Annotated in this window: 28 protein-coding genes and 1 pseudogene; 14 read left to right on the forward strand and 15 right to left on the reverse strand. The window is 23.9% G+C overall.

The window, feature by feature from the left end:
• The first annotated feature begins 263 nt into the window (after window positions 1–263).
• The 5 genes from SPIRDC1_RS06115 (at window position 264) to SPIRDC1_RS06135 (ending at window position 5,993) form a co-directional block, all read left to right on the forward strand.
• Window positions 264–2,297: a hypothetical protein gene (locus SPIRDC1_RS06115; RefSeq protein WP_174481016.1), complete on the forward strand. Its 2,034-nt coding sequence runs from the start codon at window positions 264–266 to the stop codon at window positions 2,295–2,297.
• 16 nt (window positions 2,298–2,313) lie between these two features.
• Window positions 2,314–4,026, forward strand: coding sequence for a hypothetical protein (locus SPIRDC1_RS06120; RefSeq protein WP_174481017.1), 1,713 nt, complete (start codon window positions 2,314–2,316; stop codon window positions 4,024–4,026).
• Between the two features lie 51 nt (window positions 4,027–4,077).
• A complete protein-coding gene (locus SPIRDC1_RS06125) occupies window positions 4,078–4,497 on the forward strand; it encodes an HIT family protein (protein ID WP_174481018.1) in 420 nt (139 codons plus the stop codon).
• A 23-nt stretch (window positions 4,498–4,520) separates the two neighbouring features.
• The gene (locus SPIRDC1_RS06130) at window positions 4,521–4,883 is read left to right on the forward strand and encodes a hypothetical protein (RefSeq protein WP_174481019.1); all 363 of its coding nucleotides are present in this window, start codon (window positions 4,521–4,523) and stop codon (window positions 4,881–4,883) included.
• Window positions 4,884–4,997: 114 nt separating this feature from the next.
• Window positions 4,998–5,993, forward strand: a complete 996-nt coding sequence (locus SPIRDC1_RS06135; RefSeq protein ID WP_174479968.1) for an IS3 family transposase — start codon at window positions 4,998–5,000, stop codon at window positions 5,991–5,993.
• A gap of 70 nt (window positions 5,994–6,063) precedes the next feature.
• Here the strand turns inward: SPIRDC1_RS06135 and SPIRDC1_RS06140 are convergent, their stop codons facing one another.
• From SPIRDC1_RS06140 to SPIRDC1_RS06180, 9 genes are all read right to left on the reverse strand, one after another.
• The gene (locus tag SPIRDC1_RS06140) at window positions 6,064–7,188 is read right to left on the reverse strand and encodes a hypothetical protein (protein WP_174481020.1); all 1,125 of its coding nucleotides are present in this window, start codon (window positions 7,186–7,188) and stop codon (window positions 6,064–6,066) included.
• Between the two features lie 276 nt (window positions 7,189–7,464).
• Window positions 7,465–8,184: a hypothetical protein gene (locus SPIRDC1_RS10695; RefSeq protein ID WP_174481021.1), complete on the reverse strand. Its 720-nt coding sequence runs from the start codon at window positions 8,182–8,184 to the stop codon at window positions 7,465–7,467.
• A gap of 43 nt (window positions 8,185–8,227) precedes the next feature.
• Window positions 8,228–8,575, reverse strand: coding sequence for a hypothetical protein (locus SPIRDC1_RS10700; RefSeq protein WP_174480563.1), 348 nt, complete (start codon window positions 8,573–8,575; stop codon window positions 8,228–8,230).
• 3 nt (window positions 8,576–8,578) lie between these two features.
• Entirely contained in the window at window positions 8,579–9,058 is a 480-nt protein-coding gene (locus tag SPIRDC1_RS10705) for a hypothetical protein (protein WP_174480564.1), read from the reverse strand.
• An 8-nt stretch (window positions 9,059–9,066) separates the two neighbouring features.
• Window positions 9,067–9,978, reverse strand: coding sequence for a hypothetical protein (locus SPIRDC1_RS10710; RefSeq protein WP_174481022.1), 912 nt, complete (start codon window positions 9,976–9,978; stop codon window positions 9,067–9,069).
• On the reverse strand, window positions 9,978–10,805 hold the full coding sequence (locus SPIRDC1_RS10715) for a hypothetical protein (protein WP_174481023.1): 828 nt from the start codon (window positions 10,803–10,805) through the stop codon (window positions 9,978–9,980). Before SPIRDC1_RS10715 ends, SPIRDC1_RS10710 begins: the two co-directional genes overlap by 1 nt.
• Window positions 10,768–11,061, reverse strand: a complete 294-nt coding sequence (locus SPIRDC1_RS10720) for a hypothetical protein (RefSeq protein ID WP_174481024.1) — start codon at window positions 11,059–11,061, stop codon at window positions 10,768–10,770. The genes SPIRDC1_RS10715 and SPIRDC1_RS10720 overlap by 38 nt, the downstream gene beginning before the upstream one ends.
• A gap of 2 nt (window positions 11,062–11,063) precedes the next feature.
• Window positions 11,064–12,383 carry a hypothetical protein gene (locus SPIRDC1_RS10725; RefSeq protein ID WP_174481025.1) on the reverse strand — a complete coding sequence of 440 codons (1,320 nt, stop codon included), beginning with the start codon at window positions 12,381–12,383 and terminating at the stop codon, window positions 11,064–11,066.
• A gap of 14 nt (window positions 12,384–12,397) precedes the next feature.
• Window positions 12,398–12,949, reverse strand: a complete 552-nt coding sequence (locus tag SPIRDC1_RS06180) for a hypothetical protein (RefSeq protein ID WP_174481026.1) — start codon at window positions 12,947–12,949, stop codon at window positions 12,398–12,400.
• 705 nt (window positions 12,950–13,654) lie between these two features.
• Between SPIRDC1_RS06180 and SPIRDC1_RS06190 the strand changes: the two genes are divergently transcribed.
• The 4 genes from SPIRDC1_RS06190 (at window position 13,655) to SPIRDC1_RS06205 (ending at window position 16,731) form a co-directional block, all read left to right on the forward strand.
• Window positions 13,655–13,954, forward strand: coding sequence for a UPF0236 family transposase-like protein (locus tag SPIRDC1_RS06190; RefSeq protein ID WP_174481028.1), 300 nt, complete (start codon window positions 13,655–13,657; stop codon window positions 13,952–13,954).
• Window positions 13,955–14,041: 87 nt separating this feature from the next.
• Window positions 14,042–14,797 carry an Mbov_0401 family ICE element transposase-like protein gene (locus SPIRDC1_RS06195; RefSeq protein ID WP_174481029.1) on the forward strand — a complete coding sequence of 252 codons (756 nt, stop codon included), beginning with the start codon at window positions 14,042–14,044 and terminating at the stop codon, window positions 14,795–14,797.
• 756 nt (window positions 14,798–15,553) lie between these two features.
• The gene (locus SPIRDC1_RS06200) at window positions 15,554–15,844 is read left to right on the forward strand and encodes a hypothetical protein (RefSeq protein WP_174481030.1); all 291 of its coding nucleotides are present in this window, start codon (window positions 15,554–15,556) and stop codon (window positions 15,842–15,844) included.
• Between the two features lie 380 nt (window positions 15,845–16,224).
• Window positions 16,225–16,731: a hypothetical protein gene (locus SPIRDC1_RS06205; RefSeq protein WP_174481031.1), complete on the forward strand. Its 507-nt coding sequence runs from the start codon at window positions 16,225–16,227 to the stop codon at window positions 16,729–16,731.
• 248 nt (window positions 16,732–16,979) lie between these two features.
• Here SPIRDC1_RS06205 and SPIRDC1_RS06210 read toward each other — a convergent pair whose 3' ends face one another.
• From SPIRDC1_RS06210 to SPIRDC1_RS06225, 4 genes are all read right to left on the reverse strand, one after another.
• Window positions 16,980–17,264 carry a hypothetical protein gene (locus SPIRDC1_RS06210; protein ID WP_174481032.1) on the reverse strand — a complete coding sequence of 95 codons (285 nt, stop codon included), beginning with the start codon at window positions 17,262–17,264 and terminating at the stop codon, window positions 16,980–16,982.
• A gap of 105 nt (window positions 17,265–17,369) precedes the next feature.
• Window positions 17,370–18,365: a PTS transporter subunit EIIC gene (locus SPIRDC1_RS10325; protein ID WP_368668564.1), complete on the reverse strand. Its 996-nt coding sequence runs from the start codon at window positions 18,363–18,365 to the stop codon at window positions 17,370–17,372.
• A complete protein-coding gene (locus SPIRDC1_RS06220; protein WP_174481034.1) occupies window positions 18,272–19,180 on the reverse strand; it encodes a PTS transporter subunit EIIC in 909 nt (302 codons plus the stop codon). The genes SPIRDC1_RS10325 and SPIRDC1_RS06220 overlap by 94 nt, the downstream gene beginning before the upstream one ends.
• Before the next feature lie 486 nt (window positions 19,181–19,666).
• A complete protein-coding gene (locus SPIRDC1_RS06225; RefSeq protein WP_174481035.1) occupies window positions 19,667–20,296 on the reverse strand; it encodes a hypothetical protein in 630 nt (209 codons plus the stop codon).
• 101 nt (window positions 20,297–20,397) lie between these two features.
• On the opposite strand from SPIRDC1_RS06225, the gene SPIRDC1_RS06230 reads away from it, so the two are divergent.
• The 5 genes from SPIRDC1_RS06230 to SPIRDC1_RS06245 all read left to right on the forward strand — a co-directional run bounded on the left by SPIRDC1_RS06230 (window position 20,398) and on the right by SPIRDC1_RS06245 (window position 23,019).
• Window positions 20,398–21,033: a hypothetical protein gene (locus SPIRDC1_RS06230; protein ID WP_174481036.1), complete on the forward strand. Its 636-nt coding sequence runs from the start codon at window positions 20,398–20,400 to the stop codon at window positions 21,031–21,033.
• The gene (locus tag SPIRDC1_RS06235; protein WP_174481037.1) at window positions 20,999–21,811 is read left to right on the forward strand and encodes a hypothetical protein; all 813 of its coding nucleotides are present in this window, start codon (window positions 20,999–21,001) and stop codon (window positions 21,809–21,811) included. Before SPIRDC1_RS06230 ends, SPIRDC1_RS06235 begins: the two co-directional genes overlap by 35 nt.
• 232 nt (window positions 21,812–22,043) lie before the next feature.
• Entirely contained in the window at window positions 22,044–22,373 is a 330-nt protein-coding gene (locus SPIRDC1_RS06240) for a hypothetical protein (protein WP_174481038.1), read from the forward strand.
• A 298-nt stretch (window positions 22,374–22,671) separates the two neighbouring features.
• Window positions 22,672–22,794, forward strand: a complete 123-nt coding sequence (locus SPIRDC1_RS10330; RefSeq protein WP_255495924.1) for a hypothetical protein — start codon at window positions 22,672–22,674, stop codon at window positions 22,792–22,794.
• 18 nt (window positions 22,795–22,812) lie between these two features.
• A complete protein-coding gene (locus tag SPIRDC1_RS06245) occupies window positions 22,813–23,019 on the forward strand; it encodes a hypothetical protein (protein WP_174481039.1) in 207 nt (68 codons plus the stop codon).
• 56 nt (window positions 23,020–23,075) lie between these two features.
• On the opposite strand, the gene SPIRDC1_RS10525 is transcribed toward SPIRDC1_RS06245, so the two are convergent.
• On the reverse strand, window positions 23,076–23,784 hold a 709-nt coding region (locus SPIRDC1_RS10525), incomplete at its 5' end, for an IS256 family transposase (protein WP_174481098.1).
• Between the two features lies 1 nt (window position 23,785).
• Window positions 23,786–23,834, reverse strand: a pseudogene (locus tag SPIRDC1_RS10635) (hypothetical protein); the annotation flags it as partial.
• Between the last annotated feature and the right edge of the window lie 84 nt (window positions 23,835–23,918).

A 23,918-nucleotide genomic window follows, 5' to 3' on the forward strand; every position in this document is an offset into this window, starting at 1 on the left:
TAATGATTATACACTTAATTTTGTGCTAATTTTCTTAAAATTAAAAAATGAATAAAATATTATTTGTGCACTATAAAGTAATAATATTTAAAAAAATTAATATTTTAAATTTTTTAAAATAAATAATTGGTAATTAGTTATTTCATTTTAAAATTAATTAGAAAAAACTATCCCTTAAATATAAATTTTATGTTAAGATATCTTAGTAAAATAAATTAAAAAATCTTTTTTTGCTATAAATTTAATTAAAAGGAGTGAATAAAGTGCGCAATATTCTTGCCTTAGTTGCATCTTTCACGTTATCATCAACATCAACTATGTCTATTATAGCTTGTAATAATTCAAATGAAAGAGGCACAATTAATGTTTTCGACTGAAATAGTGCTTTTATAGATACAAGTACTACGACTGACACCTTTTTTAATTACTTATTAAATAATCCCAATAGTGGATGAGGTAAAACATTATATACTGATATTAATCAATATATTAATCTTTCAATTTTAAAAAATACTCCAGAATATAAAGATGATTATCTTGCTACTTTGACTGCGGCTCAATCTGAAATGGAAAATAAAATAAAATCATTGCAAGCAAAGTATGGTCGTTCATGAGAAAAACAATGAAAGAAAGTATTGGGCGATGATGATGTTAATACTTACATTGATAATATTTTAAAAAAGAGTGCTTTAGGTATTATTCAACGTAGTTATGTTACTAGTAATTATAAGGATTATAAATATTACAATCAAAATGAAATTAATATTTGATTAAAGGATTTATGAGAACAAGTAAAGAGTGAAAACAATCCAAATGGTACTTATGATAGTGTACAAGAATACATTAATGGTAAAACAGGTAGTATCGCTGCTGGTAAATATTCTAGCAAAATTTGAATTGTTGCTAATGCTAATAATTCAGAATCAGATGCTATTGCAAAATTAAACGATAATGTCAAAATTGCTAAAACATGAACTGGTGTTAATATTAGTCTTCCTGTTGTAAAAACTAGTGATGATAAGAATGATAGTAATTATGAAACAGATTCATACAATACTATTGAGGGCTTATTAAGTGATAATCAATCTAAAATAGCTAAAGTAATGTTAAGAAATCAAGAATTAATTTGAACTCGTCAAATTGTTATTCCTTTTGATTCTACTGCTAAACCTTTACAAGAAAAGATTAATGCTTCTCAGTTTTCTCAAAATAAAACTAAAATTAATGAAATTTTAAAGAATATTACTAATAATGGTTTCGATCAAACATTCACTGAAGAAAAAGGTGCCGCAACTACTGATGTTAGTAAAACTGGTGATTTAGGATTAATGGATATTACTAAATCTTCACAAGAGAATAGTCCTTTTTATTATTACTTATATCGTTATGTAACTAGTGCTGAAGGTGTTGGTAAAAATGTTGATGGTATTCAACCATATAAATTAACACAATTTACTTCACCAACTGACAAAGAAAAGGGTTTAGATGACTTAATTCCTTATATAGACCGTGATAGTATTAAAGATAAAGTCAAAGATGGTACTAGTCAATATAATGATTTAGTTTATATGAAAGATATAAAAGGACCACAACTTCCTGATGCTGCAGTTAATAATGGACCTGGAGTTGGCATTTTTATTGATACTGGTGGTATTCATTTTATTCAAACGCCAGGTATCACATATCAACAGCAAGACAAACCTAAAAGCGATGAATCAACTTATAATATAATTAAAGCATTTAAAAATCATAGAAAAGATACTTATCAGTGAAAAGACTTAGCACCGTTATCTGAGCGTCCAGGCGGATTATCTGATTCTCCTTATCTTGATTATTTACAAACTGGTTTTTTATTACAAAAATATACTCCAAATACAACTCCTACTTTTAATTTAAATGATGCATTAACAGCCTTTACTGGAGGTACTGGTAGCCTTGGTGATGCAACTTGATGAGATTATAATTTATACTTTAATGATAATTCGAGTTTAATTCATTGAAATTTACAGGATATATTTGGTTCAAGTCCTCTTGATCCAACTGATAAGAAAATTAATGACTTTGTTGAAAAAATGAAAAGTTGATTTGATAAAACTAAAGAAAATCGCTGAAATAATAGACAAGGTATTAATATTAATGCAACATTTAAGGATAATATTATAAAAACTAATAATACATGAGATGGCTTTACACAAGATGCACCAGTTGCTCGTATGGATACTAATATTGCTAATTATCTAGATGTTGTTGGGAAACGAACATTATGATGATATGATCCAAGTATCATTAGTTCTTAGACGGGAGGTATAAAAAATGAAAAAGATAAAAAAGATTTTACCATTATTAACTTCAGTTACTCTTTTATCTGGTCCTGTATTATTATTAGTTGCTTGTGATAATGAACGTGATATGAGTAATTTACCTAGTGGTAAAATTCCTGATGATTATAAAAATCGTGTATTATTTAATTTTTTAGGAGTAAATTTTAATGAAACGATTTCTGCTCAGTTTAAGAATACTTATTCACAAGGTCTTGATTTTATTTTAAAAGATGTTGAAGGAACAATTGCTCAGCAAAAATTTTATGAATTTTTTCATAAGAAACTTCATTATAGTGAAGACATAAAAAATGCAGATGGTACTACTACAATGGGAGAAGCCAATAAAGCTTTTATAAAAATTAAAGATGATTTAGGATTAAATTTATTAACTCAAAAGTACTTAAGTGGTATTAATACAGCTAATTCACTAGATAAAGTATCAGCAGCAGATAATAATGAGTTATTATTTCAAAATCAAAGTTGACATCAGGATGGTACAAGTAAATTTAATTATCAAAATGTAGATTTTTATAAAGAAAAAAATAAAGATACTGATAAAGTTAATGATCCTGATCAAATATTTACTCCTGATAGTTTATATAAAGATTATGGTGATAAAGATGCTGCTTTTGATGAACAATTAGCTGCCATTGCTAAACATCCAGATGACAATTATAGTAACGAAATTGGTAAATTATTACCAAATGATGCTAAAAAATGAAATAGTAGTGCTGGTATTAATAAAACACAAAAAGGTCTTTCTGGTACTTATATTCCAACTTATTCAAAATATTTAAAACGTTTCCAATGATGATTACGTTTTCGTTATCAACAATATTATCAATATGAAATTTTACCAGCATTAAATCAAACTTTATTTACAATGTCTTATATTTTAGACAATATTGTTGATATTAAAGATAATGAAGCAGGTAAACCTATAATTTCAACCCAAACAAATAACCTTTACATAAGTCAATTACAAGATACTACTGGTTGACAAAAGAGTAACTATAATGTAAATTGAAACTTTACTACTGATTTAGCAAATGCGCAAAGCATTGATCAAAAATGAAATAGTAGTCCTTCTGAACCTCCAAAGTGAGAGTCAATTGTTAAAGATGATGTTTCAAGAAAAGAAAAAACTTTAAATTCTGATTTTTTTACTCAATTAACAAGCGGTAATGCCTCAACTATTAGTGAAATTGATCCTAATTTTGGTGCTAATGGTTTCTTAAGTACCGCTACTACTACCCAAGAAGCTGCAAGTTGAGTAACTAATGGTGGATTACATTACACTACGAATAATAATATTGCTACATTTACTTACTCTGCTCCTATTTATTTCCTAAACCTTCTACAAAATTTAGATTTTAGTTTTTTAAATAATAAAAAGGAAGGCTGAGTTCCAGAAATTAGTAATTTAATTCATTCATGAAACAATAGTGGTAATGCTAGTCTTGAGACAGATTTCTCTAAGTATATAAGGGGTGATGCTAACGAAAGCACTATTACCCAAGAAACAAAGTGAAATATATTTTGACAAATGTTATATTCTATATCTGCTAGTGATTCTGCAACTAAAGATTCACCAGCAGCTGAAAACTTTAAAATCGCTGCTCAAAATTTATTTCCAACATATATTCCAAAAAATAATATATATGAAGAAGGATTTTGAAATAAGGTAAAAGAGTTTTATCCATAATAATAGTTAATATTTTAAGTTATACTTATAAAGTAAGTTGAGATGAAATATATGACAAATAAAGCATGCATTTTTTGTACAATTATTAAAGATACAAATAACTTAATTTTTGAAGATACAAATACAGCAGTATTCATGGATATCAATCCCGTAACTAAAGGACACATTCTAGTAATTCCAAAGCAACATTTTGAAAATTTTATTGATACTACACCTAAAATAGTGAGCGATGTTAGTATCACAACTCATAAAATTGCTAATTTGCTAATAAAAACTATTCCCGAAATTAAAGGATTTAATATTTTAACTAATAATGGTAGCGAAGCATTTCAAGAAGTATTTCATTATCATGTTCATATTATTCCAAAATATATTCGTGAAAAAGGGTTTTTAATTAATAGGACAAAAGAAAATGTTACAATTGATGATATTAATAATCTTAAAAAAATACTAAAATCACAATTAATGTAAAACAAATATTTAAGGAGGAAAAAATGAAAAGTCTTAAGTTATTAACTTTACCTAAAATATTAATGCTAATTGGTGATGTATGAATTATTGTTTTTAGTTTATTGTATGCAGCGGGAGTTATAACTTATAGTTTCTATGGCTGAAATGAAAATGGAGCTACATTAGTTATAATAGGTATTATTTATATTCTAATACCATTTTCAGTTAAACCTGGATTATGATCAAGACTATGAGCACTATTTATATCATTTCTTTCAGTTATAATAGTTATTGGTTTATTTGTTGGCAAAGATGTAGATTATAAGTCAACATGAACTTATATTAATGCTTTACCACATATTATCATGGCGTTTGGTTCTATTTTATGGATATTTAATAGTAAATAAGTCATAAAATAATTATTAATAGCTACTTAGCCCTTTTTACTAGACCATTAATTTAAAAAAAACTTGAATGTATTCGAAAAACAATTGTGTTATACAATTAACACTAATTTTGACATGAAAGGATTTTTAATAATGGATAAAATTAAACAAATAGCATTAGTAATTAACAAGTTAAATATCAAACAAAAAATTCAAATTATTGATGATAGCAAAAACCAATATTCAATTAGATATCTTTGCCAACATCTTCAACTAAACCGATCAACATATTATTTTGTAAAAAACAAACAAAACCCTATTAAAAAAGAAAAAAATCAAATTAGTAATTGTACACATAAATATCAAGAATTATGCCAACTTTTACTTGAATTTCATTTTACAAGAAAAGGACAAATTTATGGCTATTTACGAATTTTTTCAGCATTTAAAGAATGATTAAAACAATACAAACATATTATTTTAAATCTAGAATTATCAACAAAACAAATGCGAAAAATTATGAAAGATCACAATCTTCAAGGATTAAAACAAACTAAAAATAACTATCCTAAAAACAAAAAAAATCCAAATAAGTGAATACCTACAATGGATAAAGTAAACAAAGATTATAAAAGTACAACCTCTTCAAATCAAATTTGATCAATGGACACTAAACAAATAAATACTAAAGAAGGTTGATTATATCTTTTTGTAATTATTGATTTTTATTCAAATAATATTGTAAGCTATAATACATGTTCAAACAAATCCTATCAAGATTTAATCCTTCCTGCACTTGAAAAAATAAATCAACAATTCTCTTGAAACCAAGTAAAAAACGTTATTTTACACTCAGATAACGCCAACGAATTTTATTGTCAAGACATCACAAATTGAGCTGCTGATAAGCAAATAATTTTAAGCAAAAAACAACCTTATGATATTGGTGGCAATGTAATATCTGAAAACTGATTTTCTCATTTATCTCAAGAATGACTACCTAAAGGTTCAAATCAATATTTTTCTCTCAATGAAGCTATAAATGATGTAAACCAATATATTATGTTTTATAATTACGAAAGAATACATTCTAAATTTCTAAAACCACCAATTTCACAAATAAAAATTTAAAACTGTCTATCCAAAAGTGGTCCAGTATTTAGGGCTAACCACCATTAATTAAAAATTATAAATAAAGTTATTAATTGTTCATTATGTTATGAAAATTAATGTTGTTTAATGCAATGTTAACATATGTCATACGACCAAATGAAGAATTTAAAAAGCAATACCATTGAAAGTAAATATTATCATTATCATGTCAAAGATCTAAGTTAAGAGCAATTTCTATTCCTCATCCTCCACCATCTTTAGTATTAATATAAGCAATAAAAAGAACATTAGCATTACCAGGGTTTTTATATTGTTCAATTTTTGCAGTATTAGTTGCTAGTGTTGGACTACTTTCAATTCCTGTTGAAGTTGATACTTTGAAATATGAGTTAATAAAAGAAAAAGTTGGATACATATTAGTGAAGGTATTTCAGTCTCTCGCGTAATTGCTTCACTTAAGAATATTATAAACATTAGAATTATCAGTAGCGATTGATGTTCCATTATGTCAATCTGAAAAAGAATAATTTATTTTATCATTAATAATATTATTAGTGTTTTTTCAATTATTATAATAAATAGCAACTAGATTATTACTTTTATCAAAAATTCAATTTAATGAATAGTTTTTAGTAGTTAATTGATTGTTAATTTGCCCTTTTAAACTAGTTTGATTAATAAAATACACTGCATTAGCACTATCATTAAAGGTTTGTATTTGTACACCAGGAATTTTTTTATTAGTTATAATAAATTCTTGAATAGTATAAACCGGATTATATATACTTCAAGAATAATAAACTCTATAATGTTTATTCTCTTGAAAATCATAAGTAATTTGTCAATTATCTCATTTATTTTTTTCTCTTGTTCCTATTTCTTTTCAATTATCTTTACTTGGACTAGGTTGTGGTTGTTTTTCTAATATTTCATTAATTGCTTGTAATAATTTTTTATTTTGAGTTTTTAATAATTTATATTCATTATTTTCCAATAAATCTTTACAAAGTAATGAATTTTCTTCATCATGTAATGAAATTTCATTTGTTTCAGTATTATATTTAAAATAATCATTTGAAAATTTTTTATCTTTTATTTTTTGTTTTAATTCATTAATAGCACCAGCAACTGTTTTATCAGTAGTTTCTAAATTAGGGATTTCAGTACCAATAGTATTGATAGCAAAAGCATATTGAAATTGGTCTTTATCCATTTTATCTTCTAATTTTTTATCTACTTCTTCTTTTTTATAATAATCAGTTAAATCAGTAGAACCACCAGTAGCACTAATTTTATTATTTTTATCAATAGTAATATTTTCACCAGCAATTAATTTATCTTGTTTTTTATCAACATATTCTTTAGTTGTAGCATCACTTAAAAATGTAGGTGTTCCAACATCAATAAGTCTTCTACCATTAACATCAATACCTTTATCATCTTTTGGAACAATAAAATTAGGATTATCTTTATTAATTTCTCATAATGATTACCCACTACTACCATTAACACTAATAACTTTATTTTCTTGACCTTCTTTACCATCAACTAATTTCATAGTATCATTACTAAAATATTTAGTAAATAATTCAATTGTTGTTAAATTATCAAATGATTTTATACCAGTAGTATCAATTCATACTTCAGTACCAATTAAATGTTTAGGATGTTTAAGATATATTTTTACTCTTGTATCATTTGTCTTTAAATTTATTAATTCTAAATATCTTGTAAAAGGACTATCTTCACCATAATTACTATAAAAATTACTAAAAAAATCATTTCTTTTAGGTAAAACATCTAAATTAAATCCAGTAATATTTGGATATTCTTTAATTTTTCTTAAACAATTAAATACTTCTGGAACAATATAATAAGGTTCATTAGGATTATTTTCACTATAAGTCATACCACCTTGACTAATACTTGATTGACCACGAATATAATTACTATCTTTTGTTAATAAAAACCTAACATAATATGCAGTTGCAGTTTGTATTTCATCAGTAAATTCTGTTAATGTAGTTTCTGGTCATTTTTTTGAAATCGAATGTCCACTTAAATAATCAATATTATTACTTGCAACTGAAATAGCAAATCAAATTTCATTATCTGGTGTTGTAGTATCATCAAATTCTAATTTATTAAAACCTTTTCAATTTTTAAATTCTTCAATTGTAATAAACATTAATGGGTCTTTAATAGCCATAATAATTTACTCCTTAATGTAAAATAAAGGGTATTTAAACCCTTTAAATTCCAACTTTAGTTGCTTTTTTCTTATCTTTTTCTGATAATTCTTTACGTTTTGCTCTTTGACTAATAATAGTGTTTTTAAATACTTCACTTTTTTCATCATCATTATTAAAACTATCAAGTAATTTAGCAATTGATGTAGTTTCTAATTGTAATTGAGAATTTATTTGTTTAATATTTTCAATAATAAATTGAATTTCTTTATCTCTTTTTAATTCTTTTGCTAATTTATTTTTCTTTGATTTTTTAATTTTTTTACTAGATAAAGCTAATCCTCCTGATACAGCTATTCCAGTAGCTATTGCTCCACATATTGCTGATATTCATTCTATTGAAAAATTCATTTTTTATTCCACCTTTTCTTTTTTTATTTTTCTTATTTCTTTTTCTATTTTTGGTAAATATCAAATAATAATTAATATTAAAATTGGTATTATTTTAATTATTAAATTTAATATAAATTTAATTCTTGGTGGTGTTTTATTTGGTAAATGATGTAATCCAAATCCACCAATACTAGGTATAATTGTTAATCAAATTGCATTACCTCAATTATTTTTTCAATCTACATGTTCCATACCTAATTTAGTAAATGATAATCATTTAGGTAATATTATTGTTTGTGGTAATGTACTTCATAAAGTAATAATTAAAGATATTAATATAAATGATAATAAATTAATTGAATCTAATTGTTTTTTTCTTAATTTTTGAATATCATTTAATAAACTAAAATCATATATTTTTCTATCTTTAATATAATCTCTTCTACCACGAGTAAAAGGAATTAAATAACTAGTTTTTCACTCTGGTTTTTGAATTTCCATTCAATCACCTACTTTCATGTTTTATAAAAATTAGAATTTCTTTTAATTTTTATATATTTTCTTTTATGTAAAGAATTTTTTAATAATTGTTTTCTTTCATATCTTCATTGATTACTTCCTATTTCATTTTTAGATAAATTTTTATATTCTTTTAATTTAAAAAAACCTTTTTCTAATCTATTAATAAAATGCATAGTTTTTTGTACATTAATATTATTTGGATAAATTACACTAGTATCTTGAGACCCATAATATTTACCTTTTTTTGCTAATTCACTTTTAACATATTTTCTTAATTGACTTGGTAATCATTTTCTATTTCAAAATTTTCAAAATATAGTTCCAGCACCAGAACCATTTTTACCTTTTGCTTGTGTCATTAATATTCATATTTCTTGTGGAAATGTTGGATAAGTATATGGACCATATCATATTTGTCTTTTATCATTATCACTTTGAAATAATGTTGTTAAAGTACCAACTTTTAAATTTTTATTATCAACAATAAATCTTCCTTTTTTAAATCATGAACTTGATAATACTTCTCATGCATTTTCTGGTATTTGTTCTTCATTTTCTTTAAATAAATTATCAAATTTATTTACATAATTTTTAACTGTTCTAATTTCTGTTGGCATAATAGAATTTTTAAAACTATTTATTGGATTTTTAAATTTATTAATTTCATTTTGTAATATAGATAATTCAGTTGGTTTTAATATACTTATTAATTTTTTAAGTATATTGGGATTAAAAACACTATATGGTTGATGTATTTCTTTTTCACTAATATTTTCATTATCAAATACTGCTTTTAATGATTGATTTTTATAATAAGTTTTTAAAGCATTTATTAATGCTAATTTAATATCATTACTTACTAAAGCATTGTATATTCATTCAATAATTAAAGGATTCATTATAAACTCATGTGATTATAATCTCAATTTAATGAAGCATTATCATGATTTAATGGTACTTCGCTCATATTATCACTACCATATTGACTAGTTGTTTCACTATTAATAGTAAATCTATTATCATTAATTAATCTTGCAGTTTCATTATTAAATGCTGTTTCTTGCATTTCTTCAACATTATGATTTGTTTCCATAGGTAATAAATTATGAATAATTTCAGATGCACCAGCAATAATAGTTGGAACTGCATAAGCATTACTAAAATCATTATTAATACCCATAGCAACACCACTTGAAATCAAACATCCACCAGTTGCCATATTTGCTATTTTTCTAATAGTTTCAAATTTACTTGGAATTAATTCAGTAATACCAGCAACTAAACTAGCAATACCATATGAATTTAAACTAATATATGTATCTCAATCTATTAAATGATTATTATTATTACTAAATAATAAATCTGGTGGAAATGGGTCAATAGTAGTAGTTGTTATTGGATTTTCTGTTGGATTTGGATTAATTGAATTAGTAGTAAATTTTGCATAATTTGCTAATCCAATTGTTCCTAAACCTAGTAATATTTTTTTACTACTATTAATTAATTTAGTTTTAGTATTTGGTCTTTGATTTAAATTTCAAATATCTAAACCTAATTTTTTACCAAATAATAAACTATTAATTGAACCTAATAATGGATTACTTATTACTTGACCATAATAAGCACTTGTACCAATCATTGCACAAATTGGGCTTATACCAGTTCTTATTAATTTAGTTAAAGTATAGTTACTCAATTGTGTAGTCTCAGCATGTTGTTGTGGCATATTTATTTTCTCCTTTTAATAATTGATTAGTTTTTTTAATTTGAATTCTAACTGTTCCTTGACAATTTATATTATTACCAACACATATTGCAAAATTATCATGTACATCACTTACTATAAAATAATCATTTCTTAATTTAGGATATTCATCTAATAAAATTGCTCTAATATCATTACTAGTAGTTAAATCTTCTGGTTTTGGTGAATAAATAGTAATATGTGCTTTTTCATTAAAATATTTATAAATATATTCCATAATTATTTTTTAGTAAATTCTAAATTTACTACTCCATAATATTCAGTATTATTACCAGTCATAGTTGCACTTGTTGATGTAATATTACTAAATGCTGCTTTACCTTTTTCATAACCAACATTACCAGCATTTATTATTACAGTTTCTAATTCATCATTAGTAGGAGTAGTTCCTGCCATAGTAATTTTTCCTAAATTTCTATAATAAATAACATCTTCTAAATTTAATTTATTAATATCATCATATAAAGTTGATTGATAAGTTGCATTTTCATTTTTTGGATTAGTTAAAAAATCTTTTGCTCTTGCTTCTTTAATTTCAGCAAGTGTAGGCATAGTTGGTCTAATTAAATACATTAAATTAGGTCTAATAGCACTAGGTAATGCAAATAAACATTTACCAATAATTTTAATATTATCTGTATCATTATCTAATTTTTGTCTTATTTTAGTAAATGAAATAGGCATACCTCACATATATCTATTAACTACAAAACCATGTGTATTTTTTAAACTATAATCTTTTTCTAAATGCATGGCTTTTTCAGTATCATGAATAAATTCTTGTTCTAAATAAAAACTTTCTCAAAATTCCATACCAGCAATTAAACTTGTATATCTTCTACCATATGCTAATGTATCTGCTGAAATTTGACTATAATTTAAAACAGTAAATGCTTTTGATAATCCTAAATTACTATCAATTCCAGTTGCTCCCATTAAATCTTCTCTATTAGTTCCTACAGTAATATAATTTACTAATTTAATTAATTTATTATTTCTTGCTCAAATTTTATAATAAGCTTCTTTTGCTTGTTCTGCATTCATATTAATTAAATCTAAAGGTAATACTAATGATTTAGCAATAGCATAATCTTGAATACCATTTAAAAATATTAATTCTAAATTTTCTCTTAAATTTCTCATAAATGAAGCTGTTCAATTTGAAACAATTTGTACTGCAATATCTTTTGGCGCTTTCATAAATCTTTCAATATCAAATTCTGGAATTTCAAAATCAATTGTTAAATATTTATTAATTTCTAATTTAGTTGTATAAACATCACCTTTTTGTCTTTTAGTTCCATTTTTTCAATCTCATGTTGAACCTCATAATACACGAACAGTTGCTCTATAAATTGCTATAGCAACACCAGCCATTTCACCAATTTGAGAAGCACTACAAGTTCCACGCATAAACATTGTTGATTTTTCACTTGTTAATTCACCACGTACTTGTGCTTCAAGTACACTTAAAATAGCATTTTCTGTTGGATTATTACCTTTAATAAAAAATGCTTCAGGTATTTTTATAGCTCCCATAATAAAACTTCTTTCTATTTACTAATAGATTGAAAAGCTTCATTTCTAGTAATTTCAACTAATTCTTCTAATTCTTTTTGATTAGTCATTCCTTCTGTTTTTGCTTTATTTTTTAAATCTTGAGCAATTTTAAAATGATCTAATGAATTATTATGTAATTTTAAAATTAAATCAGTAGGATTAATTAAATTATCTTGTTGTTTATTTTCTTGTTTAATAGGTTCTGATTTATCAATTAAAAAATCTTTATAATCTTCATTTATTTTATTAAATGCTTCTTGTTTAGATAAAGATTTATAATTATCAGTACTCATTAAATTTTTAATTAAATTTACTTTTTTAGTATCTTTAATATTTGAAAATAATTGTTGCTCTTCAAAACTATTAATTTTATTTTCATATTCTTTTAATTTTGTTTGATATTCATTTATTTTTGGTTCTAATTCTTTTTTAAGAAATTCATCTTTTGCTTGAGCATAAACAACATTTCTTTGTTGTTTTAAAGTTTCTTGTAATTCTTCAAAAGTATAAGTTTCTTTTTTTTCTTTAACTTCAAAATTAGACATAAAAATACTCCCTTGTTAATAATCGCTTTTTTGATAATCCCTTGTAACTTATGTTAATAAATAACATAATCGCTTTATTAAATTATATCATTTTTTCCCTTTAAAATAAAGAAAAAAACCTATATTTATTATAGGTTTCTAATCATTATTTTCTATTTTTCTTGGTTCAGAAATATTAATAATTATATTACTATTATTTGCTTCTATATCTTGATTATCTATTAAATCATCAAACATCTCTCTATGATTTGTTCTTAAATAAGCTCATTCATATTGAGGTACTTGTGTAACATTTTTTAATCTTGCAATTCCTATTTTAAGACATGCTTTATCATATTCTTTAATANTCATAGTATTACGTAGTAAATAATTAGCAATTTTTTGACATGCTTTATCATAATCTTTCAAGAAATTTTGTTGTCATTTTGTCTGGTAGCGTCGGCAATCAAATATATATTTTCTATCAATTCCTAATACTAAATTTAAACCAGTTTTTGTCATTCTAGTTGGCATATTTTTATTATCTCTAAAATATTCATTTATCTTTTCTTTATAATTTCCTAATTCTTTTCTTTTTGCTGGCATATTATCACCTATATTCAATATTTATATACTAATTATAACATTTTCATAAAATCATATTTCACCACTTTAATAATAATTATTACTATAATCAATTCATAAATTAAGAAAGGAAATAATATTATGAATTTTCTTAGTAATGAACTTAATTATGATGAACTTGATAATCAAATTAAAAATAATGGTTTAAATTATTTCACAAATCTATTAAAATCATATGATGATTTTTGATATCAAAATATATATGATAAAACTAAGCATAAATATGTTAAAACTGCCAAAAGAAGTCCAAATACTCAATATGGTAAAATAAATAATTTTTATCGTAGATGTTATTTAATATTAGAAACTAATCAATATTATTATCCTTTAGATGATTATATAAAAATTAAGAAAAGAAAAAGAACACTTAAAAGTTTATAAAATAAAATAATAAAAAATTCAGGTAATGGTAAAAGACAAAGTGATGTACAAGATATAATAAAAAATAGTAATTTTTCAAAAACATATATGACTAATGTAATGAAAAATGCAGTAATAGGTGTTGAAGAAATAAAAGAGAAAAAAGTAGTTTTACCAATTGAAAAATTATTTATAAATATGGATGATTGTTTTATATCTTCATTATTTAATAATAAAAAGCAAAAAAATCGTATTCGTACAATTAGTGCAAATAAGGGTAAAGATTTAGAAAAATCTACTAAAAGTAGAAATATTTTAAAAGATAAAAAAATTACTTATATGAAAACTAAAAATGGTCAAAGAATTAAAAGACAAGAATTAATTGATAAAATTTATGAATTTCTTGATTTACAATATATTTATTTTAAAAGTAGTTTAGTATTTATTGGTGATGGTGCGCCTTGAATTAAAACTACTGCTAAAAAAGAAAATATTCCTTATGTAATTGATAGACATCATGCATTTAAAGCACTTAAAAAAGGATTTATTTTTAATAGAAAAGTAGATAATAAAAAATTAACAAATGCATATAATTTATTTGTTAATGGTGAATATTATCAATTATTAAATTATTTAAACAAAAATAAAGTAAATGAAGAAATATATAAATATTTTAAAAATAATAAAGAAGGTGTTATAAATCAAAAAGAAAATTGAAATCAAGGAGTTTGTGCTGAAAGTGATGTATCACATCTTGTTAAATCTTTAAAAGGTTATGGTGCTAAAATTTATAATGATAAAGTTCTTGATAATATGCTTATTATTAATTCAGCAAGAATTAATAAATTAAATCTTTTACTTTAATATTTTAAAAACTTAATAAATCTAAACCTAAATAGTTAGGACTTTTTATTTTAGATAATTTTAAAATAATAGTCTAAAATACTTGATTATATTTATAAAAAGGTATATAATGTAACCAACAATTAATAATTTAAAGTTGTCTTTTATTTAAAGAAAATTAAATTATAACTATTAACTTTACTCACCCCTTTATTAATTACTTCATATATTTTTTTATTTAATTTTTATAATATAATTATAACAAAAAATAGCAGTATAATGCTATTTTTTTATTTTTTCTTTTAATTTTAAAAATATTTTTTATAGTTTTTCAAAATTTAAAATCTGGATTTTCTTTTTTAAATATTTTATTTGCTCAAAATAAACCAATAATATTTAATGAAATAAACATAAAAAATATACCCATTTTTTTGTCTATGACATAATTCAGTTCCTTTTACACCAATTAATACTAGTGCAAATATTATTAAATATATTGAAAGCGCTATTGCTAATAGTGGCCATTCACCCAATTTTAACATTTTTATTTTCCTTTTCTATTTATATTTTTCTTTATTGTACATTATTTTATTAAAAAAGAAAAGATAACTAATAAAAGTTATCTTTTAAACGTAAATAGAATTTTCAAGTTATCAAGTTATCAAGTTATTAAACGTTTGTTAATATTATACTCTAAAACGAAACATTTTTCAACAATAATGTAGTAAATTTGTTAGAATAGTTAGGACAAAAAATCAATAGAAAGATGTTGAAAAAATGTTTAGTTTTAAAGAATTTCTAAAATCTGAAATCACTAATATTTTAGCAAAATATTTTCAAAAAATCCATGATTATGATGAATATTTTTTTCAAAATAGAGATAAAAATCAATATAAAATTGATTCAAGAGTTAATAGAACAGTAAATACTCCAATTGGAGTGGGAACTTTTAGACAAAGAGTTTATTGAGATACAATTAATAAACAATATTATATTATCCAATTTATGAAGAATTTGGTATTAAAAAAAGAGCAAGAATTACTAATGATTTATATTTTGATATATTAGATAATTTAATTGAAAACTTAATAAGTAAAAAAGGTTATTTTAATATTCAATCAGAATTTAAATATACTTTTTTTTCTAAAAATCTTATTTCAAGAATTTTTAAAAATGCAAAAATTGAAAAATTAATACCAGAACAAAAACATAAAGTATTAGAAAATCAAAAATTAAATATATGTGCAGATGATGCTTTTATTACTTGTTGAGATGAAAATGGTTTAAAACAGCAATATTGTTGTAGAATTTTAACCTTTAATTTAGGAAAAAAAGAAATTTATTCATATAGAAATAAATTAGACAAGAAAATAACTGCATTTTTATTATTTAAATCCGGTAATGGTTTAAATCAAGAACAATTATATAATTTTACAACACAAACTATTTTGAATCATTATGATATTAATTTAAATATATTAGGTGTTCAATGAGAATATCATAATTATAATTTAGTGGTTGCTGGTGATGGTGCATTATGAATTAAAGCAATGGCTACTTGATTGGGATGTTATTATATTTTAGATAAATATCATGCTTATAGTTATTTATGAAAATCTTTTGTTGGAGTTCGTGGTAAGAAAAAAGAATCTCATGATTGAACTAAATATATTGATGGAACAACTACTTTTGCAAGTGGTGATTGTAATCAATTACTTAGTTTTTTAAAATCTAATGTTAATGAAAAAACTTATAATTATTTTAAAAATAATGCTCATGGTATTGTCAATCAAAATGCTAGTTGAAATATTGGTTGTTCTGCTGAAAGTGATGTATATCATTTTTTAAAATCTTTAACTAATGGAGCAAAAATATATAATTATCAAACATTAAATAATCTGTTAATAGCAAAAGCAAATTATTTAAATGCTAGAAGTTATCTTAATAGTGCTTAATAAGTTAAAACTTAATATTTTTTAATTCTAATTTTAAGATTAGTATTTTTGTTTTGTTTAAATGTATTTTTTAAATTATATTTTTTAATCTTTTTAAATTTTATGGTATAATTTAGTTAACAAATCATAGAATTTTCAAGTTATATTGTAAATGTTATTGAATTCTATGGGTTAAACTTATACGTCCTCTTTTTTAATAAAATCACTAAAATCACTAAATAATAAAGGATGATTAAAAACATTAATTATTAAAATAATTGAAATCAAACTTTTCAAACTGTATAAATTGTCTTGATCAATATATTGCAAAGAACTATGCAAATTTTTTCTAAACAATTGACTATCAAATTTTTCATCTTCTTGTTGATAATATTTGACAATATTACTAATAGAACTATATCAATATCATTATATTCTGCACAAGTTATATAGATAATATTAAGCGCAGTAATAATGTCTTCTTTAGTTAATGTTGGTACTTGTGATTTTATTTTTTGTAAAATGTTAGTAATTAAATGTTTACCTACTGCCATTATTTTTACTCCTATCTTTTTTAATCAATTAAAAGCTCATATAACCATTTAATGGCTATATGAGCTTTAGTAGCTTTAATATTATATTGTAATAATCACTTTTAATTATAGATTAACTTTAGTTTTAATATTCAAAGTTGCTGAATTTTGTAACTGTGCCTTTATTGCATTGGCTACATGTTCAACATCGGTACCAATAACAATTTGCAAAGCTTCTTTATTCAAAATTTTAGTACCAAATGCTCCTGCGACCTTAACTTTTGCCAAATTAACACGTGATGTATCTTTAACAATCAAACGTAACCTAGTAGCACAATTATCAATTACAACAAAATTATCTGCACCAATTGCTTCAATTAATTTTGTTGCCATTAATGTATATTTATCACTTTTAAGATTTTTATTGCTTAACTCTGATTTTGTTGTTACTTTATTTTCTTCAACACCAAAATCTTCTTCTCTTCCTGGTGTTTCAATATCCATTTTAGTAATTAATGTATAAAATATAATAAAATAAACTCCACCAGCAGCCACAATTAATAATAATACTCATAGTGAATTTGAAGTAATATGATAAGCACCTGTAGCATGATTAGCAAATCCTCATGATTGAGCAAAAGAAATGCAATAATCAATAATTCCAGCACTAAAACCAAAACCAACTTGGATATGCAATGCTGTCGTTATTGCAATAAATATCCCTGTTAATAAGGCATGAATTACTAATAATAATGAAGCAATAAATACAAATGAAAATTCAATTGGTTCAGTGATTCCACTAATAAAAGAAACTAAAGCAACTCCTCCTAAAAATCCTGATACCATTTTTCTATTTTCTTTTTTAGCTGCCATAATCATAGCTAAGGCAGCAGCGGGAATACCACCCATCATAATAGGAAAGAAACCTGATTGAAAAAATCCAGATCCTTCAATACCTCTAGTAAAAGCATTAATGTCTCCATTTACTCATTCCGTTGTTCCAGATGCAGCACCTGTAATTGGAGATATTATCTGACCATTAATTGGTAATTGAAATCAAAAAAAGTATTTAAGATTTGATGTAATCCAAAAGGTAATAATAAACGATTTAATATTCCATAAACTGCTGTTCCTGGAATAGCAACTGCTGGATTATTTGGATTAGCAACTAATTGACCAAATTTCATTAATACTAATTGAATTCATGGTCAAACAATAGCAAATGCCAAAGCAGTGGGAATAGTTATTGCTAAAGCCACCATTGGTGCAAATCTTCTACCACCAAAGAATGATAATGCTTGAGGAAGTTTAATTTCTTTATATTTATTATATAAAACTGCAGATAAACACCCCGCTACAATTCCACCAAAAACACGAATGTTTAATACATAAATACCACCGATAATAGTTTTACCATCTGTTCCAAATTCTTCTACATAAAATAATGACAAAAATTTTTCACCTTTACTTGATGTAAAAGTTAAAACATTTTTATATAACATTTCTGGTAATGAATGTTCAATTGACGTCATTGCAGATATTGCCAAATAAAATACTGCTCCAACTAATGCAGCTTCACCACGATGATCTTTAGCTAAACCAAATGCTAAACCTAAAGCAAATAATAATGGTAAATTATCAAATACTATTTTTCCTGGTTGTTGAATAATATATGAAATTCAATAACCCACTTCATTAGTAACATGCATAAGACCAGCATCAGTTGTAGTAGTAAATGTAAGCCCTAATGCTCCAAATCTGTTTAAAATAGCAGCGAATGGTAATACTGCAATTGGAAACTGTAATGCTTTACCTAAGTCTTGTAAAAATTTTAAAACATTATTTCAAGGACTTTTTTCTTTTGAGGTTTTTAATTCAATATTACTATTTTTTGTTTGATTTTTCTCTTTATGTTTTTTTCAGAAAACTAAACCCATATTTTAACCCCTTCCTAAAACTTTTTCTTAATTTTTCAAAATTAAAACATTGAACTTATTGAAACTGATAATAGCACAATGGCACCAACTTTTGCACAAAACATTAAAAATATATAAAGAGCTTTATTTCAAAAATGAAAAACTTGATATGTAACTTTTTTTGGTTTAAATAAAAATTGCTCGTTAATCAGGCTCCTTTCTTTACGTAATTTTCTTTTAAATAAAAAAAAACACAAGAAAAATAATACCAATACAAATCAAACCAATGATAAACATTATTCACATTGCCGATGTTGATAAACTTTTATTGTGCGACTCTAATGTTAAAAAATTTAGCATAATCATTTACACTTTCTAATCATTAGTTTTTTATGTTAACAAGTATATAGGGGCTTTGCCCCTAGTTGCTTCGCAACTCACCCCAGTGGCGTAAACGCCACGGCCAACCAACCAAGGTTCTGGTTGGCTTCGACCAATAATATAGGTTTACTCTATTTTAACATCTTTCTTATTTTTCTTAGAATATTTATTTCTATAATAACAAGTACGGCATACAGTATTTTCAGTTTCTTTCTTTTCAGTTTGTAATATATTATCCAACTTATCTAATCCTACTGCTCTAATATCATTAACAGTAAAATCTAATGCTTGTGATTGTTCATAGTCTTTAACAGTACTTAATTCACTCTTTAAAGAATGAATATAATTTAAAGCACGACTATTATATCTTTGTAAATAAGACCTAGGAAATCATAAACTAAAAGTCATAGTTTCACCACTATAACTAGGTGGTAATCCACCACGTTTAATTATTCGCTTTGTTTGTCTTTTAGATAATACAACTTTATTATAATCATCAACATTAGTATAAATATTTAGTTTAAACTTAACTAAAAATAACAAAATACGCATTCTTTTAACTTGAACAATATACTCTACTTTTTCACGTGCTTGTTTTGGTATTCTATCGGGGTGTTGTTCAATCATATACATAATTCCATTAAAATTATGACCTATTAACTTACAAAACATTCCTAAACTTTCTTGTGTTTCTTTAAATTCGGGCGACAAATCATTACTATTAATTTTCAAACCTAACTCATCTAAAACAACCATATTGATATACAAACTGCTGAATTAATAGAAAAATTTAAAAAAATAATTCATTATTTAATAGTTTTTTAAAAAATCCAGCAGGAATATTAAAAAATCAATTAATGTCAAAAGTATTAGGACAAGGTAAATCTCAAAAAGAATTATCTGAATTTCAACAAGTTTTACAAAAATTAACTAATTTACCAGTAATTCATAAAAAAATAATGACACATATTACTAATAATAATATTGCTAAATTACAACATATTCAAAAACAATATTTAAATGGTAAGTCATTAATGGATAAAGGTAAAGAAATAATAATGAATTCTTTAACACAAGAAGATTATGATTCTATGATTGGAGTTTATGTAAATCTTTCTAGTAGTGCATTAGCAGGTGGTATATGAACTCCAGTAATACAACAACAATCGAGTACTTATGGTATTGCTACATTAACATATAGAACTAATTTAAGTAAATCATATGATTACTTTATGATATCAAAAGAAATGTGAATTGATATGTGTAAAGCAACTGGTGCTTATGGTACTGGGGCTAATTCAATACTTATAAGGCAATATTATCACGGTGGATTAGATAAAGAAGATAAAGAATATTTAGCACGTAGGAATTCTAAAAATATAGGTAAAAAAGTAATTCAACAAAAGAAATATAAATCAGTTATTGGTGTAGTTAATAAATCACAAGCAGTACATGGATATGAAAGGTTTAAAAATTATGGAAAACAAAAATAATATTGATTGAAATGTAAATTTAAATTATATTACAAAAGATGATTTAAAAACTATATATGGTTTTATACCAGATGCTGACCAAACTACTAGTGATGAAAATAAGACTAATTTAACTGTTATGGCTATTGCTATATCAAGTGAACGTATTAATACTATTACTGGTAATCAAATTGAAGTAATAGGATTTAAAAATCTTAATGAAACTCAACAACATTTAGTTAAAAGAGCAACAGCAAGAATGACTATATATTATTTAACAGATGGTATGGCATTTATAAGAAGTTCTGTTTCTATTAGTGGTAATGGTTTATCAAGTAGTATTAGTCCACCAAGTGAACCAGATTATGTATTAATGGAAGTATATAATTTATTGCAACAAGCAAATTTACATACTCCAAGAAAAGCAATTAATAATCCTATTTCATGTAATACAGATAATTTTAATACACCTAGTATATTTGATGAAAGTGATACTAGAATTATAACTTGAGATTCTGGTAATAAAACATTTTTACGAAAAGAAGGATTAATTGCTGGTACTGGTATAAAAATAGATGATGTTAGTGATACTATACCTAAATTAAAAATTCATGTTGATAGTAATATTGATTCATTATGAGAAGTTAATATAGATAATCCTAATTTTATTGTTCCAAAAGATGATAAAGGTATTGATGTTAATGGAAAAAGAATTATTGATGTTGGTACCCCTACATTTTTAAGTGATGCTACAACTAAAGTATATGTTGATAATTTATTAGATAAAAAAACAAAATAAATTAATTGCTGGTGAAAATATTACTATTGATGAAAATAATAAAATTAGTGCTACTGGTGGTAGTAGTGGTGAATCATTATGAGAAATAGACCCTAATTCACCTAATATTATTCAACCTAAAGAAAAAAGAATTATTACTTCAAATAATACTAGAATTGTTGATATAGCAGACCCAACACAACCACAAGATGGAGTTAATTTAAGAACTTTAGATAAAAAATTAGAAGATAAAATGGATAAAGACCAATTTAAATATGCTTTTGGTATTAATACTATTGGTACTGAAATTCCTAATTTAGAAACTACTAATAAAACTATTGTCGGAGCTATTAATGAGTTAAAAGAAAAAATAAAAGACAAAAAATTTTCAAATGATTATTTTAAATATAATACTGAAACAAATGAAATTTTACTAAATGATGAAGAAAATTCATTACTTTGTAAAGATTTATTGGAAAATAATGAATATAAATTATTAAAAACTCAAAATAAAAAATTATTACAAGCAATTAATGAAATATTAGAAAAACAACCACAACCTAGTCCAAGTAAAGATAATTAAAAAGAAATAGGAACAAGAGAAAAAAATAAATGAGATAATTGACAAATTACTTATGATTTTCAAGAGAATAAACATTATAGAGTTTATTATTCTTGAAGTATATATAATCCAGTTTATACTATTCAAGAATTTATTATAACTAATAAAAAAATTGCTGGTGTACAAATACAAACCTTTAATGATAGTGCTAATATAGTAATTTTATCAGTTCAACATGCAAAATGGATTACTATTTATACTGGAAAAGGTAATTTAAAAGGTAATGTATGAAAATTAGAAGAATTACAGGAATAATATTATGTTTTTTAAAATTATAAAAATTATTTTAGGTTTAATAGGAGTAATTTTATCATCAGCAACAGCAGGTTTAATTATATTTATCATTGTAAAAATCATATTAAAAATTAATCAAATATTTTAAAGAAAGGTGGTGATTAATATGGATACTACAATAATTATTATAGTTGCTAATTTATGTATTAATGGGGGTTATGTTTTAATTAAATTAGGAAAAACATTAGTTGCATTTGGTAAATCATTAACAGACCCAAATAAAAAAGAAATTAAAAAACAAAATAAAATTAATAAATTACAAAGTAAATTAAATTCTATTAATAAACAAACAGAAATAAAAAGTATTTATTAATAATAAAAAAATGCCGAGGCTTTTTAGTAATCTGTGTTTCTTTGTTTTACAAAGTACTAGTTCAGATTAATTCTGTCTTCAAATTTTATCATAAAATGAGCAATTGCTGTATTTCAATTTTGAATAGGCAATGTTCATTTTTTTGTGATATTTTCAATTGCTAAGTAAAAAATTTTAAAAACTGCCATATCATTAGGAAAAACTTTTTTATTTCTAATAACTTTTCGTAATTGGCTATTAACAGATTCAATAGCATTTGTAGTATAAATTACCCTTTTAATTTCTGCTGGATAACTAATAAAAACCATTAAATTTTCTCAATTTTTATATCAAGATTTAGCAATTTGTGGATATTGTTTATTTCATTTACTTTCAAATGATTCTAAAGCTTGCATTGCTTGTTCTTCACTACATGCTGTATAAATTGGCTTTAAATCGATAACTAGAGACTTTCGATGTTTGTATGAAACATATTTTAAGCTATTTCTAATTTGATGAACTATGCATAATTGATGTTCAGTTTTAGGATAAACTGATTGTATTGCCTCTGACATGCCTGTTAAATTATCACTACAAGCAATAAGAATATCATTTAAGCCTCGATTTTTCATTTCTGTAAAATTATTTAATCAGAATTTAGCACCTTCATTTTCACTAATTCATAAACCTAAAACATCTTTTTTACCTTCTAAATCAACTCCTAAAGCTATATAAACTGATTTGTTAATAATACGTTTATCCTGACGTACTTTAACTACGATACAANGTAAACAAAGATTATAAAAGTACAACCTCTTCAAATCAAATTTGATCAATGGACACTAAACAAATAAATACTAAAGAAGGTTGATTATATCTTTTTGTAATTATTGATTTTTATTCAAATAATATTGTAAGCT

This window comes from Spiroplasma endosymbiont of Danaus chrysippus (assembly GCF_902809815.1).
In the GTDB taxonomy this organism is placed as follows: domain Bacteria; phylum Bacillota_I; class Bacilli_A; order Mycoplasmatales; family VBWQ01; genus Spiroplasma_E.